Below are 15,286 nucleotides of genomic sequence, written 5' to 3'. Positions count from 1 at the left end.
GTTAGTGTGATCTGTATCCACAATGGCTGTATTCATCACTGCATGAGTGATGGCTTTTGAACCGGAGATATAGATGAGTTTATTGAGTATGCCTTTTGTTGATACCAATGTTGATACGGTATTAAGTGTCTTTGCGGGAGTAGTATTGATTGCCACTGTTGCTGCGGTGGCGATTGGGTTTTGGAAAATACATGAGTTACCGATCCATAAAGCGTCGACTAAAGAGCATCATCAAATAGGCTTAATAACCGCATTAACGTGGATAGGCTTTGTCTGGCATTGGGTATGGGTATTAGCGGTGATTATTGCGTTTGTTGATGGTGAGCAAGCATTGCGTCGTCTGCGTGATATTTGGCATGGCGATCGTATTCCAGCGTCTGTTGTTGAATCGACTAATACTGAGGAGAAATAGCATGTTAGAAGGTTTAGCTGTATGGGCTTTGTTTATTTATTTACTGCGTTTAGTCGGTATGCCTTGGAATAAATTTACCCAATCTTTTGCGTATATTGGCGGTGGCAGTTGGTTGGTGTTTGTGTGGTTTGGATTAATTACTTATGCGCCAATGGATTTATCTGGTGGTTCGTTAGTGCAATCACCCCATGTGCAGTTACGACCAGCATCGACGTCGATTAATGGCCGTGTGAAAGCGATTTATGTCGAACCAAATAGCAAAGTGACTCAAGGCCAATTAGTGTATGAGTTAGAGCCTGAGCCATATGAAATTGCCCTTAACAAAGCTCAAGCAAGCCTGAATGCAGCCAAAGTTGCACGCAAAATGGCAAAGCAAGATATTGAAATGGCACAAGCTTCAGCAACGGCTGCTGTCAAAGATATTGATATCGCAACCAAGCAATTAGCAGCGGCAACCGCTGATCACCAGTTAAAAAATGCGATGCTTGCTCGCTATGTAAAACAAAATAATATTGTAAAACATACGGTCACAGCCAGTATGTTAGATGAGCAGCGTACCGCGGTTGCTGTGGCAAAATCTCAACAAGTGATGCTGGAGTCGCAAATTGAAAAAGCGCATATTGCCGTTAAAAAAGCACAATTAAGCATAGAAAAAGCACAATTAACTGTGAATAGTCGTGATGTTGATGTGGTGACAGCGCAAGAAAATGTCGCTAAAGCACAATGGGATTTAGATAATACTAAGGTGTATGCGCCAGCGGATGGATTTGTCACTAACTTCATTATGCGCGAAGGGCAGTTTGTTGGCTCTGTGCCACGGATCCAAATGTATACCGATGAAAAATATGTGTTGATGCGCGTTAACCATCAAGCTATTCGAAATGTTAAACCTGGACAGATGGCGGAGTTTGCCTCTGCTGTTTATCCAGGTAAGGTGTTTGCTGCTGAAGTTGAGGGCATTGTTGAAGCCACGGGTGAGTCACAAGGTAATTTAATTGGCCGTGAAACCAATGTACGCCAAACAACAGGGGCGAATATTGCTAATAAACATCACTTTGTGCGTTTAAAACTTTATGAGACCGAAGATTATGATATTCCAGTAGGTTCGGTTGGCTTAGCGTGGGTGAGCGCTGAAAAACCGATTAGTTTTCTGGGTTTTCTTGATGTTATTCGTGGCATTATTATTCGAATGAAAGCACAAGTATTCTATGTTTGGTCAATGTAACTGTATGTAAAATATTATAATAATAGAGTTTGTATTCCGGTTTACCTGCCATTGTTTATTCAGTGGCAGGTTTTTTATACCTTAAGAAGATCAATCATTGGGATTAATCTTTACGTAAATTATTTACCATTGATATCGGGGTTGGATAGCGACGTACAATCCAATAAGTTGAAATAACAAAGGTGGTAATGGTGACGGTTTCAATGAAGGTTTTGCCTTGATCAGACAAGAGCCCTTGCGTGACAGCGGCATACACTAATAGTAATGAAAACTCACTGGCTTGGCTTAATCGTGCTCGTAATTCAACATTGTTGAGCTGGTTTTCATGGGCTAGTATCAACGCTATTTTAAATCCCCATGCTTTTATGCGAATTAAACAGATACCAAAAATAATCCCCAAAACCGTATAAATATCACTGTCCCATAGATTTATATTGGCACCGATTGCAAAGAAAAATAAGATCAAAAAAAACTCGCGCAATGGTTTGAGATGTACCGCAATTGCTTGTGATACTGGGCTGACAGCAAGAGTGATGCCCGCAATAAATGCTCCTGTTTCATAAGAGAGCCCAATACTGTCACTTAACACTGCCCACAAAAAGCACCATGCTAATGTTGCGATAAAACTGTATTCCTGAATAACATCAAACCGCTTTAATAACGGCAGCATAATGTATTTCACCGCAAAGTAAGCACTGATGATGATAGCGAGTAATTTAATGATTAATGCGCTTAAGCTGAGGGCAAGGCTATGGTGAGCATCGATATTAAGTAGCAGCAATACGCTAATGGCGATAATGTCTTGCATCAGTAAAATGCTGGTCATTATCTCCCCCATACGTAAATGGTGAAGGGTTGTGGTTGGAATTAATTTGAGTCCAATCACTGTGCTAGAAAACATCATCGCAGCCGCAGTAATTAACGCGTCATTAACACTAAGGTTGATTAACAGCGCAAATAAAAACCCACTAATAAAAAATAATAAACAGCTTACCAGAGTGATGACTGCACTTTGTTTAAAGAGGTGTAATAGTCGCTGAGGTTGAAGATTTAAGCCGAGAATAAACAGTAATAGAATAACGCCAAGGTGGCCCATTTGACTAATACTGGTGGCATTTGTCACCAGCTGTAGCCCATATGGACCAATAACAATCCCGGTAAAGATGTAAGCAAGAATAATAGGTTGGCGAGTATAAAGGAACAGACTGCTAAAAATAGCAGTGACAATAATAATGCTACAGAGCTCAGTGATTATGCTGGTTAGGTGTTCAAGCATATGACCTCTATTGTTTTATTGTTGTGACGTTAAAACTCGCTGCGGCTGTAATGTTGGTAGTGATTGATAATATCGGCGATGAGTTCAGGCTCTGAGAAATCGTCGACAAAATAGCGCTGCTGGTCGTTTTTGATAAAAACTTCAAGATGGGTGTTATCACCATCGACACTGGGAATAAAATGAATAGCGTATTCATAAGGCAATTGCTTGTCGTTAGCGATCACTAATCTAAATCGACGATCGATACAGAAAATATCAGTAAAATAACCCGCGGCGGAAAGCTGTTTACTTGCTTTAGTTACCGCTGATTTTGCGATGGTATAACCAGTATGGTGTGCAGTGATAGTCGCCATGACGAAGCCCTCTTTTTACGATGTTGAGGATAGGACGTTAGGGGTAACGTTTGTCTATACCAGACGATTTTATCGGGCGTAGACATAGAGTTACCAACTAAATAATTCAATCATCGTCATTAGATTTTTTCATCAATATTGAAATTTCGATATTTGCTTCATTTATTCGAATAACGACCAGATTAAGTATGAAAATGTAATAATAATAGCCCTTTTGGTTTTTATTATTACATTTTAGTCGGAAATCGATGCTTTGGTAGGTAATATTTGCATAATAAGAATCAATATTATATTGAGAGGGATTAATAATGCGACAAAGAACTTTTTGCTTCATCCCGTTAATTGTATTACTTACAACCTCGACAGCTGCACATGCTGAAAGCGCTCTAAACCAATTGCATCAAGTTAATAAACAGCTTTCTCATCTTGAAAATACTGTTAATGGTACTCAGAAAAAATATAGCAATACTCAAAGATCCATTAAGGAAGTTAAAAATGGCACTTATGTTGAGAAAAGTGTTGAGCGAGCAGTGAAAAGGAAGAAGAGAAAAGCGGTAAACAGTCTGATTAATCATTCCAATAACGTTATTCGTAAAGCAACCAATAGTAATTAATTACTACGGTGTTATAAAAAATGCGGCCATCATTAGATGGCCGCATTGTTATGTTGTGTTGTTATATTGTTAGCAGTGTACTTATGATTTTTGTAGGAGTACTTTTGCTTGTTTACGCTCTGCTGCAAGGCATGCTGCGGCAGTAAATACCACATCCGTTGAACTGTTGAGCGCTGTTTCTGCTGAGTCTTGAATAACACCAATAATAAAGCCTACCGCAACAACTTGCATTGCAACTTCATTTGGAATACCGAATAAGCTTGCTGCTAATGGAATTAACAGTAATGAGCCACCGGCAACGCCTGATGCACCACATGCAGAAACGGCTGCAACCACACTCAGTAATACTGCTGTTGCAAGATCAACTTCAATACCTAATGTATGCACAGCTGCCAAAGTTAATATAGTGATGGTAATTGCCGCACCACCCATATTAATCGTCGCACCTAAAGGAATAGAAACTGAGTAAGTATCTTCATGTAAATCTAGATCTTTACATAAGCGCATGTTGACTGGAATGTTTGCTGCTGAACTACGAGTAAAGAAGGCGGTAATACCACTTTCACGTATACAACGGAAAACCAGTGGGTAAGGGTTAGTTTTGATTTTAGCAAAAACAATAATAGGGTTAACAACTAATGCGATAATTGCCATTGAACCAAGTAATACAGCTAATAAATGTGCATAACCTAATAATGCCGTGAAGCCTGTTTGAGCAAAGGTATGAGCAACAAGACCGAAAATACCGATGGGTGCAAGACGAATAATGAAGCGTACGATCAATGTTACGCCATCAGACATATCTTGGAAAACTTGCTTTGTCGCATCGCTTGCTTGGTGTAATGAAAAACCAAGTGCAATAGCCCAGGCTAAAATACCAATAAAGTTACCTGTCATTAAGGCATTGATTGGATTATCAACAATCTTAAAAAACAGGGAATTAATAACTTCAGCAATCCCTTCTGGTGGTGCAATTGAGGTTGTATTAGTAACGAGCGTTAAAGTGGTAGGAAAAAGAAAGCTCATTGCTACGGCGGTAAAGGCTGCTAATAATGTTCCTAATAAATAAAGGAAAATAATTGGCTTCATATTGGTATGAGTGCCTTTTTTTTGATTGGCAATCGATGATGCCACCAAAATAAATACTAATATAGGGGCAACCGCTTTTAATGCGGCAACAAATAACCCACCTAAAAAACTAATATTCAGTGCTGAAGAGGGAGAAATAACGGCTAAAGCAACACCCGCCACAATACCGATTAATATTTGTATAACTAAGCTGCCATTAGCGACCCTGGCAAGAAATGGTTGTGATTGACTCATAGTTGATCCTGCATTTTTTATTGTTGTGTTTAGAGTTTTATATTTTGTAACAGAAACATTTTTTAACAGGATCTGTTTCAAATAGCCAGTATTCTTTTAATAAGCATAGTTATTGCTATTTTTTAACAAATATTATTACGTTACGGTCACATTTAAATATCAAAATGAGCATTTTTATTGCGATGTGTCACGTAAATAAAAAATATGAATAAAAATATAATTGATAACAGTGAGCAAGCGAATAAGCGGTTTTTATTATAAAGAGTAACCAATGTAATGTTTATTTACATTTGGTTACAGGTGGTGGGGTAAATATTGCGGTGTTTTTTGCGGGAATGAGTGATGAATAATGGCGGGATTGATGAGGCTATTAATATAGCCTCATCAGCTGTGGTAGTGTTATTGAGGATCTAGGCTAGTCAATGTTTTTGACGTATGTTTTATCGTCTTTAATTGTTTGGCTTGCGCTAATAATGTTAACAATGTTTTATTATTCCACTGACTATCAAGTGGTGAATAATGAGTCGCCATCATCGCTTTTACTTCATCATCAAGCTGCTGTAACAACTGTGGTTGACTCGTAAGCAGTGAGTGTTGCTGGTGGCGCCATTGCTGATAATAAGTTTGTACTTTAATTGGATCGTTATCATTAATTGCCGTTTCAAGTGCTGTAGCAATATCTGGATTTTGTGTGGTAGCAATTGTAGCTGTAACCACGGGTTGCTGACGCTTTTTAACCAATAACACTAACGTGATGAGCCATAAAATAGCAAACACCAGTGTTGTCCATGGCCATATACCTGCAGAGACTAACGTTTTTATTGGCTGGGTAGCTGTCGTAGTTGGTGGCGTAGCCGTAGCTGCTGGTGCAAAGTGACTATTTGCAGTTGGATCAGCTGTTACATTTAGTGTTAAGCCTTTGATTTCACTTTGCTGCTGTTTAGCTGTCGTGGTATTCCACCAATTAATTGCAAGTGGTGGTAGGGCTACATTACCTGCTTGGCGAGGAATAATGACTTGTTTTAATATCATCACACTGTAGCCATTTTCAGTACGGTATTCAGGTTTTTCATTGTAAATACGTACGGTATCAGGATAGGTAAGGTTGATATTTGGCATATTACTTTGAGCAACATCTTTAATGCGCAAGGTAATAGTACGTGTTATTGGCTCACCTACCTTTGTGGTAATCTCGTTTTGGTTAGAAACCTGAGGTTGCCATGTTTGTTGTAATTGTAAATCAGGCGTAGGTAGCCATAGCCCTTTGTAATCTGCAGGTTTAGGTTTGATCGTTAAGTTAATATCTCTCGCATTTTTATTAACGGGTACTGTAATGCCAGAGCTAAAACCGTTGGCTCCACGAACAGCACTGCCACTGAATGTTGAACCATGAATAACGATGTTACCTGCTTTTTGCGCCGTAAGTTGATAGTTACGGGTGATCACTAAATATCGACGACCATTTTGGACGATATTATTTTGCGCATCTTGTCCTACTTGTGAAACCGCTAATCCATCACCAGAAGGTGCGCTTAATGAAGCCTGAGACAGTTGCTCACCAATGAAAATCTTCACTCGATAATTAATACTTTCGCCGACATAGAGCGTATTTTTATCAATTTCAGCCGTCATACGAACATTAGATTGATCGGTATTGGCTGCATTATTTTTTTGGCTGCCTTTGAGGACCGTAATGGTAATTGGTGTTGTTTGCGAACTACCAATCTTAAAAGCAGGTATCGTCGCAGTGCCGACTTTTTTAGCCGCAATAGCGATTGTCCAAGTAGTGCTACGTGACATAGTGCCGTTAATTACTGATGTCGAGCTACTGACACTTGGTTGACCATAGGCAAAATCAGGGCTCAATACACTAAAATCGACGCTATCAGGGTTGATAGCAGTATCAACGGATACTGATAACTGAAACACTTGATTTACAGCGACAACATTTTTAGACACCGTCGCTTCTGCTTGGGCAGCCATTGCTTGTAGTGGTAATAATGCCATCGCCATGGTTAGAAGTAATAACCATGGCGAGAGGCACTTTTTAGCCCAATTTGTTTGATTTACTGACATTCTCATTTCTCTATTACCATGATTTATTACTTTGTTGCTGTTCAGCTCTTTGCTGTGCTTGCAACATTAATTGAGCGCGAATTAACTCTGCTGTATCGTCTGGAACTTGCTCAAGTTTTTTCAATATAGGGTTACTAACTGAAAGCACTTGCTGCTGCTCACCATTAGGCTTGCCTTGCTGCATCGTTACGGCTGACGGTTGGTTACCGTCTTTGTCACCGTCTTGCTGATCTTGTTTTTGCTGTTGCGCTTTCTGGCTCAATGCCTGTTGTACATTATCCTTCGCTTGCTGTTTTTTCTCCGCTTGACTCATTGATTGTTGCTTATTTACCTGTTGTTGCTGTTGGTCTTTGTTACCTTGCTGACCTTGTTGCTGTTGGTCTTTGTTACCTTGCTGACCTTGTTGCTGCTGGTCTTTGTTACCTTGCTGACCTTGTTGCTGTTGGTCTTTGTTACCTTGCTGACCTTGTTGCTGYTGGTCTTTGTTACCTTGCTGACCTTGTTGCTGTTGGTCTTTGTTGCCTTGCTGACCTTGTTGCTGCTGGTCTTTGTTACCTTGTTGACCTTGTTTGCCTGATTTATCTTTCTTTTGCTGCTGTTGTTTCTGCTTTTCAGCTTGTTCAACAATGGCTAAGTTCTTTTTTGCATCAGCAAAATCAGGTTGTTGCTTTAACACTTTCTCATAAGTTGCAGCTGCTTGTTTATAATCACCTTTTTGTGCATAGGCATTGCCTAAGTTGTATTGTGATGTTAGATCTTTGAGCGGTTTTAATGTCGCTATTGCTTGGTCATATTGCTGGGCTTTATATTCCGCAATACCTTTCCATTGTGGCGCGGTAAAATCTTGCGCTGCTTTTTTAAAGTTACCGTCAGTGAAGGTTTCATAAGCTTGACGATTGGTATTGACCCATGGGCTTGCTTGAGCATGATCAATCGGCAATAAAACAAACATCGCGGCTAAAACGATGCCACGGCGAAACCCAAGTAGCGCTAATAATAACAAGGGCAGAATTAACCAAAAGCCACCATTTAAGCGTTCTTGTAACTCTTTCTCATGACCTTTTTTACCACTCGCTAATGGTTTAGCGGTAAAGTTCACGATTGCATTAACATCATTATCAGTTGTTTGAGCCATTTGTAAGATGCCGCCAGTACTATCGGTAATCGACATTAGGGTATTGATGTCAATTTTACTCATTACTGGAGTGCCATTTTCAGACAGCATGCTGCCATTGGGAAGCATGATCGGCGCACCTTCAACGGTTCCCATGGCAAGAATAGAAACGCGGTAATGAGTACCTTTCAACTCTGCCAATGCTTGTTGAGCAACAGCTTTGGTCATACCGTCAGTCATCAATATAATATCACCGCTATTGTGACCTGCCTGCTTGAGTAACCGTATTGCTTCTGCGATCCCCTTAGCTGCATTATTACCGGCGATAGGCATCACATCGGGTGATAAGCTTGGAATCAAATTACGTAGGGTACTGCTATCAGTGGTTAACGGGCTTACTTCATAGCCATCACCTGCGAAAGCGACTAATCCTGTACTGCCTTCTTTCCAGCCTGGTAACATATCTAATGCCTTAAACCTTTCTTGAGTTAAGCGATTGGGCTTAATGTCAGTAGCATACATTGACTGTGACATATTCATCACCAGTACCCGTGCACCACTAAGGTTATAGGCGGGGAGTTTGACTTTTTGCCAGCTCGGTCCAGCCATTGCAATAACGGCAATCAACCAACCGAGAGCTAATAAAGCGAGCGGCCATCGTTTAGGTTGCTGTTGAGCCAGCCCTAATTTTTGAGCAAGGTGAGGCGCAATTAAACCGGAATGTTGTGCTTTGCCTTTTAACCACGGCAGAACAATGATCAAGGGAATTAACGCTGCAAACCATTGCGGGTGCATAAAGGTAAAATCAGCCATGACGTTTCCTCATGAAAGCGATAACAACAGATAACAGCAATGCAAATGCTAATGGGTAACGAAATAGCTCATCACGTGGTCGCCAAGTTTGTTGGGCATTATTCACAGGTTGAAGCTTATTAATAACATCATAAATTTTTGCAAGTTGCTGTGGGTTTCGAGCGCGGAAATATTCTCCGCCAGTCATTGATGCAATCTTACTTAAAGTCTTTTCATCCAGATCAGAGGAAGGATTTACCACTCGATCGCCAAAGAAACCTTTTTGGACCATTTTATCTGCGCCAATACCGACGGTATAAATCTTAACACCGCTTTCTTTTGCCAGTTTTGCAGCTTCAATAGGCCCAATAACGCCAGATGTATTGCCGCCATCACTGAGTAAAATAATCACGCGTTGTGGTGCTTTGCTATCAATAAAGGTTTTGGTAGCAACACCGAGCCCTTCACCAATCGCAGTACTTTGACCAATTAAGCCTAATACGGTGCGATTAAGTTGCTGTTCAACGGTTTTACGATCAAAGGTTAACGGTGTTTGTAAGTAACCATGATCTGCAAAAACGACCAGTCCTAGACGGTCACCTTTACGTTTAGCAATAAAATCAGATAACACATGTTTTACCGCTGTCAGACGATCGATACTTTGACCATCTTTAGTCACCATATCGGGGATCGCCATCGATCCTGATAGATCAACTGCCAATAACATATCGCGGTGTTCAGGTTTGATTTCAATTGGATCGCCATACCACACTGGACGTGCAACCGCACAAACTAAACTTACCCAGATCAATGTCATTAGCACTTTACGAATAATCGAACTCGGTTGTTGCTGACCGACCCCTTGTGGCAACTGTGGCAGATTAATTGCTGCAGGTTGCGCGACAGGTTTACTAAATCGATACACTAACCACGCTAAGGGTAATAAAGCCCAGCCCCATAGCCATACAAACTCAAACATGGGATGACTCCTTGGTGATCACGCTATTGCCATTATGATTGTTGGCTTTAGCTGGCAGCGCATGTTGTAGCCACAATAATGCTTGCTGTCGACAGTCGTTAAATTGTTCAGCAGTTAATGGTGTAGGGGAGAATATTCCTTGTTGCCATAGCGGCTGTTTATCAACAAATCCTTGAAATTTAGCAGGTAAACATTGGTCAAGAAATGCTAACCATTGTATGCCTGTTAATGGAGCAACAGTTGAACGTGGAAAATAGCTCAGTGCAGCTTGTTTTAATAAGGTGTTGATAGCTGTTAAACCTGCTTGTGGTTGTAAGGTTTTTAGAATATTTATTGCTTCTTGTTTTGCTGCTGAGCGCTGACGGCGGCGTCGATATTGATACCCTGTCGCGATAATGGCGAGAAGGATCACGATAACCACCATCCACCATCCCCATGGCAGTGGCCAATAGCTAGGGGCGGAGTGAAGGTGAATATCAGCCAATGGTAATGTGGGTGTAGTGGGTTGCGTCATTACCTGATCCCTTGAGTGTGAGCGCCAAGCTGCTGCAATAACGGTTGCGCCGCTGACAGCGTATGCAATGGTATAGCAAGTGAAGTTGCCATTTCAGTAATAAAATTCTGGTGGTGTTGATATTGTGCGCTTAATGAATCACGCGTTTTTTTAGCTGAAAAGTCCAGCCATGCCGATTGCTGATTATCGGTAACATGTTCATAGCCTCGAAATTGTGTTTGCCCTTGTTCAAGTGGATCATAAATTTGGACAAACTGGATTCGATTATGTTGACGAAGTTGGCTTAAACGACGTTTATCTGTTGCTTTTAAAGGATAAAAATCACTGATAACAATAATTTCACTGCCTTTAGGACAAAGATAATGTAAACGTTTTAATGCCGTTGAGAAGCCGTCATTATTACTATGCTCAAGCGCTTTTAATGCATCCTGCTGGGCTGAAATTAACGCGTTTATAATATGTAATGGTCCTCGCTGGCGTGCTGTCGGTTTACATTCCATGGTGTTTATACCGTTATAGATAACAGCGCCTATACGATCTTGTTCATCAATAGCTAACCAACTCAGTAAACTGGAAAAATGTGCCGCTTGGACTGATTTTAGCATTAACTGCGAGCCAAATTGCATACTAGCGCTAATATCGATAAATAGCATAATTGGTTGTTCACGTTCTTCTGTAAACAGCTTGGTATGTGTTTTACCGGTACGTGCCGTCACTCGCCAATCAATAGAACGAATATCATCTCCCGCTTGGTAAGGGCGAACTTCTGAGAAATTCATTCCTCGCCCTTTGTGGCGACTTTGATGGTGTCCATTAAGCTGCGACCAAATACTTTTTGCAGGTGCTAACCACCTTACAGCTTGATTTTTATATTGCAGTAGCTCTGCAAGACACACATTGACGCCATCGCTATGGGGTGGCAGCGCTACGTTGATGTGTGCTGATTTCATAAGCTAGCAACCTGAGAAATAAGCGTATCAATAACACGATCTGCTGCTATCCCTTCAGCTTGTGCTTCATAACTTAATAATAAACGGTGGCGCAATACTGGATATGCCATTACTTGAACATCTTCAGGCGTTACAAAATCTCGACCGCTTAACCAAGCATGCGCACGTGCACAGCGATCAAGTGCTAAGGTTGCACGTGGACTCACACCCATTTGTAACCATGATTGTAATTGCTCACCAAAACGATATGGTTCACGGGTCGCCATCACTAAGCGAATAATGTAATGCTCAACATCATCAGCCATATGAATATTAAGTATTTCTTTGCGAGCAGCAAAAATATCATTTTGACTAATATGAATTTGTTCAGCAGCTGCAATACCTAATGCTTCACCACGATTAAGACGGAGAATCTCAAGCTCGCTCTCTGCATTGGGGTAATCGACATTGAGCTGTAATAAAAAGCGATCTAATTGTGCTTCAGGTAATGGGTAAGTCCCTTCTTGCTCAATTGGGTTTTGAGTTGCCATCACGAGAAATAATTCCGGTAATGGATAGGTTTTACGGCCAGCTGTGATTTGTTTTTCAGCCATTGCTTCTAACATCGCCGCCTGCACTTTTGCTGGCGCTCGGTTAATTTCATCAGCAAGTACTAATGAATTAAAGATAGGTCCAGGTTGAAAAGTAAATTCTGCTGTTTCTGGACGGAAAATATCCGTACCCGTTAAATCTGAAGGTAAGAGATCGGGCGTAAATTGAATCCGATGAAAATCCCCTTCAATACAATCAGCAAGCACTTTTACAGCACGTGTTTTTGCTAATCCTGGAGGACCTTCAACAAGAATATGACCATCAGCAAGTAATGCTATTAGGAGTTGTTTTACTAAATTAGGCTGACCGATAACCTGACTTTGAAGATAATCATTTAGACGTTGAAATGTGCTAGCTAACATACCGATACTTCCTTTGAAATTCAAAATACTTACGATGAAACAATTTTTTTCGGACTGCTGAAATTTGATTAAGTTCACACTTTATAGTTAGAATTTTTAAAAAATCAGCGTTGAATCGATGTTTATGACGGCGAGATCCTCATTATTCATATTATTTGGGCAATATTATGAGATTCAATCACTGCCAGTAAATTTATAATTTAGTACCATTTTTGTAACATTTTCAAAAAAAATATCGATATAGCAATCGTTATCTATTCTCAAGGTCATCCGACCACTGATCTACTTTAAAAATGGCTATCACACATTTCGATTAACATTCCTTTAACATCAAATTGCAGTTATATTTGAAGGTTTTTTGTAATTGTATGATATTAAATGAATTATTGTTTTTTGTTATTGATTTTATAATAATTATTTATGTTAATGAAATAGATTCCTTTAGGTGTTAATGATTGAATTGTTAATACCGATGAATAATGGTTTTAAAAATGTTAATACCTTTGCTTGCCATAAATATGCATCTGTGTTGTTATGTTTGCCATATGCAATGTGTTTGTAATAATCACGTATTATATTGAAGTGACTGTAAAACAGCAGCTCTTGGAATGTAACGCCAGTGTGAACAAATATAAAGGTAAACATTTATTTTAATAAGTACGGCAAGATCAAAGGAAGGAGCCTTAGAAATGAAAAAAGTAGCATTAGTGACAGGCGCTAAAGGTGGTATCGGTTCTTCAATTACTCAGGCTTTAGTGGATGCAGGCTTTCGTGTTATCGCTACTCATCACCCAAAGAGTGAGCAATCTGCTAAAGAGTGGATGAAAGAAAATAATTACTCAGATGAATCAGTAAAATTGTTGCCATTAGATGTTGTTGATACTGCATTTTGTAAAGAATCACTGACCGCTCTATTAGAGCAAGAAGGTCATATTGATGTTTTGGTTAATAACGCAGGTATCACTAAAGACACGACTTTCAAACGTATGACGGCCGAGCAGTGGAATGATGTAATTAACACGAACCTCAATAGCTTGTTCAATGTTACCCAACCTTTGTTTGATTCAATGTGCCAACATGGTAATGCGCGCATTATTAACATTACCTCTGTTAATGGTCTCAAAGGTCAATTTGGTCAAACGAATTACTCAGCAGCAAAAGCAGGCATGATTGGTTTTACTAAAGCATTAGCCGCTGAAGGTGCTCGTGCTGGTGTAACGGTAAATGCGATTGCCCCAGGTTACACAGGTACAGCAATGGTTGAAGCAATTAAACCTGAAGTACTTGAATCAATTAAAGCAGAAATTCCAATGAAACGCTTAGCGCAACCACAAGAAGTTGCGGCAGCGGTTGTCTTTTTAGCAAGTGATGCTGCGGCCTATATTACTGGTGAAACATTATCAGTAAATGGTGGTTTATACATGCACTAATAGTGCTGTTTATAACAAAGACAAAATAAATCATATTATAGAAAGGATGCAAAATATGGCTAAGGTTTACATTGTTGCTGCAAAACGTACTCCAATTGGTAGTTTTAATGGTGCGTTAAAATCAGTGTCTGCAGCACAACTCGGCGCGGTTGCAATTAAAGGTGCATTAGCACAAATTAACGTGCCTGCTGATGCTATTGATGAAGTTATTTTAGGTAACGTAGTTGGCGCAGGCCAAGGTATGGGCCCAGGCCGTCAAGCAGCTATCTATGCTGGATTACCCAATGAAGTTCCAGCTTATTCATTGAATATGGTCTGTGGTAGTGGCATGAAAGCATTAATGGATGCTGCTGCGCATATTAAAGCTGGTGATGCAGATATTGTGGTTGCTGCTGGTGCTGAGAATATGTCACAGATTCCATTTTGTGCATCATCAAAAATTCGTGATGGTCAGAAAATGGGTAACCTTGAGCTAACAGATCTTTTAATTGCTGATGGCTTAACGGATGTTTTCAATAACTATCACATGGGTGTAACAGCTGAAAATGTGGTAGAAAAAGTGGGTTTAACGCGTGAACAGCAAGATAATTTTGCGCTTGCAAGTCAGCAAAAAGCCGTTGCTGCGATTGAACAAGGGCGCTTTGTTGCTGAAATTTGCCCTGTTGAAGTTGTTAGTCGTCGCGAAACTGTGATTGTTGATACTGACGAATACCCGAAAGCAAATGCTACGATTGAAGATTTGGCTAAGTTACGTCCTGCGTTTAATCGTGATGGTTCGGTTACAGCGGGTAATGCTTCTGGTATCAATGACGGTGCAAGTGCAATTATTGTCGCTTCTGAAGCAGCTGTTGCTAAATACAACCTAACACCATTAGCTGAAGTTGAAAGCTACGCGCAAGCGGGTGTTGCCCCTGAGATTATGGGTTTAGGTCCTGTTCCTGCAGTACTTAAAGCATTAGAAAAAGCAAATCTTTCAATTGAAGATATCGACCTTCTAGAATTTAATGAAGCATTTGCTGGTCAAGCATTAGGTGTCTTCCACGAAGTTGCTAAAGAAACTGGCACGAAGGTGGAAGATTTAGTTGAGCGTGCGAACGTAAATGGTGGTGCAATTGCACTAGGTCACCCTCTTGGTGCATCTGGTAGCCGTATCCTTGTTAGCTTGCTGCATGAAATGTGTCGTCGTGATGATAAATACGGCATGGCAACATTATGTGTTGGTGGCGGTATGGGTACTGCAGTTATTTTAAAACGTGTTTAAGTAAATAAACTAAT

General features: G+C 40.3%; 14 protein-coding genes. 5 read left to right on the top strand and 9 right to left on the bottom strand.

Going from position 1 to position 15,286, the window contains the following annotated elements; translation table 11 throughout:
- The first annotated feature begins 73 nt into the window (after positions 1–73).
- Both G6R09_RS04055 and G6R09_RS04050 read left to right on the top strand, forming a co-directional pair.
- Complete coding sequence (locus G6R09_RS04055) at positions 74–412, top strand: MFS transporter (protein ID WP_065166646.1); 339 nt, start codon at positions 74–76, stop codon at positions 410–412.
- Position 413: 1 nt separating this feature from the next.
- A complete protein-coding gene (locus G6R09_RS04050; RefSeq protein ID WP_163920651.1) occupies positions 414–1,637 on the top strand; it encodes an HlyD family secretion protein in 1,224 nt (407 codons plus the stop codon).
- Positions 1,638–1,740: 103 nt separating this feature from the next.
- Here the strand turns inward: G6R09_RS04050 and G6R09_RS04045 are convergent, their stop codons facing one another.
- Positions 1,741–2,913, bottom strand: a complete 1,173-nt coding sequence (locus G6R09_RS04045; RefSeq protein WP_163920649.1) for a cation:proton antiporter — start codon at positions 2,911–2,913, stop codon at positions 1,741–1,743.
- 29 nt (positions 2,914–2,942) lie between these two features.
- Positions 2,943–3,266: a hypothetical protein gene (locus G6R09_RS04040; protein WP_065166649.1), complete on the bottom strand. Its 324-nt coding sequence runs from the start codon at positions 3,264–3,266 to the stop codon at positions 2,943–2,945.
- A 308-nt stretch (positions 3,267–3,574) separates the two neighbouring features.
- Between G6R09_RS04040 and G6R09_RS04035 the strand changes: the two genes are divergently transcribed.
- Positions 3,575–3,880: a hypothetical protein gene (locus tag G6R09_RS04035; protein WP_065177022.1), complete on the top strand. Its 306-nt coding sequence runs from the start codon at positions 3,575–3,577 to the stop codon at positions 3,878–3,880.
- Between the two features lie 81 nt (positions 3,881–3,961).
- Here G6R09_RS04035 and sstT read toward each other — a convergent pair whose 3' ends face one another.
- The 7 genes from sstT to G6R09_RS04000 form a co-directional block, all read right to left on the bottom strand.
- Complete coding sequence (gene sstT / locus G6R09_RS04030) at positions 3,962–5,203, bottom strand: serine/threonine transporter SstT (protein ID WP_065166651.1); 1,242 nt, start codon at positions 5,201–5,203, stop codon at positions 3,962–3,964.
- A 399-nt stretch (positions 5,204–5,602) separates the two neighbouring features.
- Positions 5,603–7,279 carry a BatD family protein gene (locus G6R09_RS04025; RefSeq protein WP_163920646.1) on the bottom strand — a complete coding sequence of 559 codons (1,677 nt, stop codon included), beginning with the start codon at positions 7,277–7,279 and terminating at the stop codon, positions 5,603–5,605.
- A gap of 13 nt (positions 7,280–7,292) precedes the next feature.
- A complete protein-coding gene (locus tag G6R09_RS04020) occupies positions 7,293–9,206 on the bottom strand; it encodes a VWA domain-containing protein (RefSeq protein ID WP_163920643.1) in 1,914 nt (637 codons plus the stop codon).
- Positions 9,199–10,164 (bottom strand): VWA domain-containing protein, encoded by a 966-nt coding sequence (locus G6R09_RS04015; protein WP_163920640.1) that lies wholly within the window; start codon positions 10,162–10,164, stop codon positions 9,199–9,201. The genes G6R09_RS04020 and G6R09_RS04015 overlap by 8 nt, the downstream gene beginning before the upstream one ends.
- The gene (locus G6R09_RS04010; protein WP_065177019.1) at positions 10,157–10,678 is read right to left on the bottom strand and encodes a DUF4381 domain-containing protein; all 522 of its coding nucleotides are present in this window, start codon (positions 10,676–10,678) and stop codon (positions 10,157–10,159) included. Before G6R09_RS04010 ends, G6R09_RS04015 begins: the two co-directional genes overlap by 8 nt.
- Complete coding sequence (locus G6R09_RS04005; RefSeq protein WP_163920639.1) at positions 10,678–11,628, bottom strand: DUF58 domain-containing protein; 951 nt, start codon at positions 11,626–11,628, stop codon at positions 10,678–10,680. The genes G6R09_RS04010 and G6R09_RS04005 overlap by 1 nt, the downstream gene beginning before the upstream one ends.
- A complete protein-coding gene (locus tag G6R09_RS04000) occupies positions 11,625–12,581 on the bottom strand; it encodes a MoxR family ATPase (RefSeq protein WP_163920636.1) in 957 nt (318 codons plus the stop codon). The genes G6R09_RS04005 and G6R09_RS04000 overlap by 4 nt, the downstream gene beginning before the upstream one ends.
- A gap of 689 nt (positions 12,582–13,270) precedes the next feature.
- Here G6R09_RS04000 and G6R09_RS03995 point away from each other — a divergent pair.
- Both G6R09_RS03995 and G6R09_RS03990 read left to right on the top strand, forming a co-directional pair.
- Positions 13,271–14,011 carry an SDR family oxidoreductase gene (locus G6R09_RS03995; RefSeq protein ID WP_065166658.1) on the top strand — a complete coding sequence of 247 codons (741 nt, stop codon included), beginning with the start codon at positions 13,271–13,273 and terminating at the stop codon, positions 14,009–14,011.
- A 55-nt stretch (positions 14,012–14,066) separates the two neighbouring features.
- A complete protein-coding gene (locus G6R09_RS03990; protein ID WP_065166659.1) occupies positions 14,067–15,272 on the top strand; it encodes an acetyl-CoA C-acetyltransferase in 1,206 nt (401 codons plus the stop codon).
- The last annotated feature ends 14 nt before the right edge of the window (positions 15,273–15,286 follow it).

The sequence above is a fragment of the Photobacterium sp. Alg240-V54 genome, from assembly GCF_900537155.1.
Taxonomy (GTDB): Bacteria; Pseudomonadota; Gammaproteobacteria; order Enterobacterales; family Vibrionaceae; genus Photobacterium.
Note: the sequence above shows the minus strand (reverse complement) of the source record. Positions and strands in the feature narration are given on the sequence as shown.

Bases quoted from the DNA above. Each gene is read 5' to 3' on its own strand.
- G6R09_RS04045 (WP_163920649.1), bottom strand. From the start codon at position 2,913: ATGCTTGAACACCTAACCAGCATAATCACTGAGCTCTGTAGCATTATT.
- G6R09_RS04015 (WP_163920640.1), bottom strand. From the start codon at position 10,164: ATGTTTGAGTTTGTATGGCTATGGGGCTGGGCTTTATTACCCTTAGCG.
- G6R09_RS04055 (WP_065166646.1), top strand. From the start codon at position 74: ATGAGTTTATTGAGTATGCCTTTTGTTGATACCAATGTTGATACGGTA.
- G6R09_RS04005 (WP_163920639.1), bottom strand. From the start codon at position 11,628: ATGAAATCAGCACACATCAACGTAGCGCTGCCACCCCATAGCGATGGC.
- G6R09_RS04050 (WP_163920651.1), top strand. From the start codon at position 414: ATGTTAGAAGGTTTAGCTGTATGGGCTTTGTTTATTTATTTACTGCGT.
- G6R09_RS03995 (WP_065166658.1), top strand. From the start codon at position 13,271: ATGAAAAAAGTAGCATTAGTGACAGGCGCTAAAGGTGGTATCGGTTCT.
- G6R09_RS04010 (WP_065177019.1), bottom strand. From the start codon at position 10,678: ATGACGCAACCCACTACACCCACATTACCATTGGCTGATATTCACCTT.
- G6R09_RS04035 (WP_065177022.1), top strand. From the start codon at position 3,575: ATGCGACAAAGAACTTTTTGCTTCATCCCGTTAATTGTATTACTTACA.
- sstT (WP_065166651.1), bottom strand. From the start codon at position 5,203: ATGAGTCAATCACAACCATTTCTTGCCAGGGTCGCTAATGGCAGCTTA.
- G6R09_RS04000 (WP_163920636.1), bottom strand. From the start codon at position 12,581: ATGTTAGCTAGCACATTTCAACGTCTAAATGATTATCTTCAAAGTCAG.
- G6R09_RS04040 (WP_065166649.1), bottom strand. From the start codon at position 3,266: ATGGCGACTATCACTGCACACCATACTGGTTATACCATCGCAAAATCA.
- G6R09_RS04025 (WP_163920646.1), bottom strand. From the start codon at position 7,279: ATGTCAGTAAATCAAACAAATTGGGCTAAAAAGTGCCTCTCGCCATGG.
- G6R09_RS03990 (WP_065166659.1), top strand. From the start codon at position 14,067: ATGGCTAAGGTTTACATTGTTGCTGCAAAACGTACTCCAATTGGTAGT.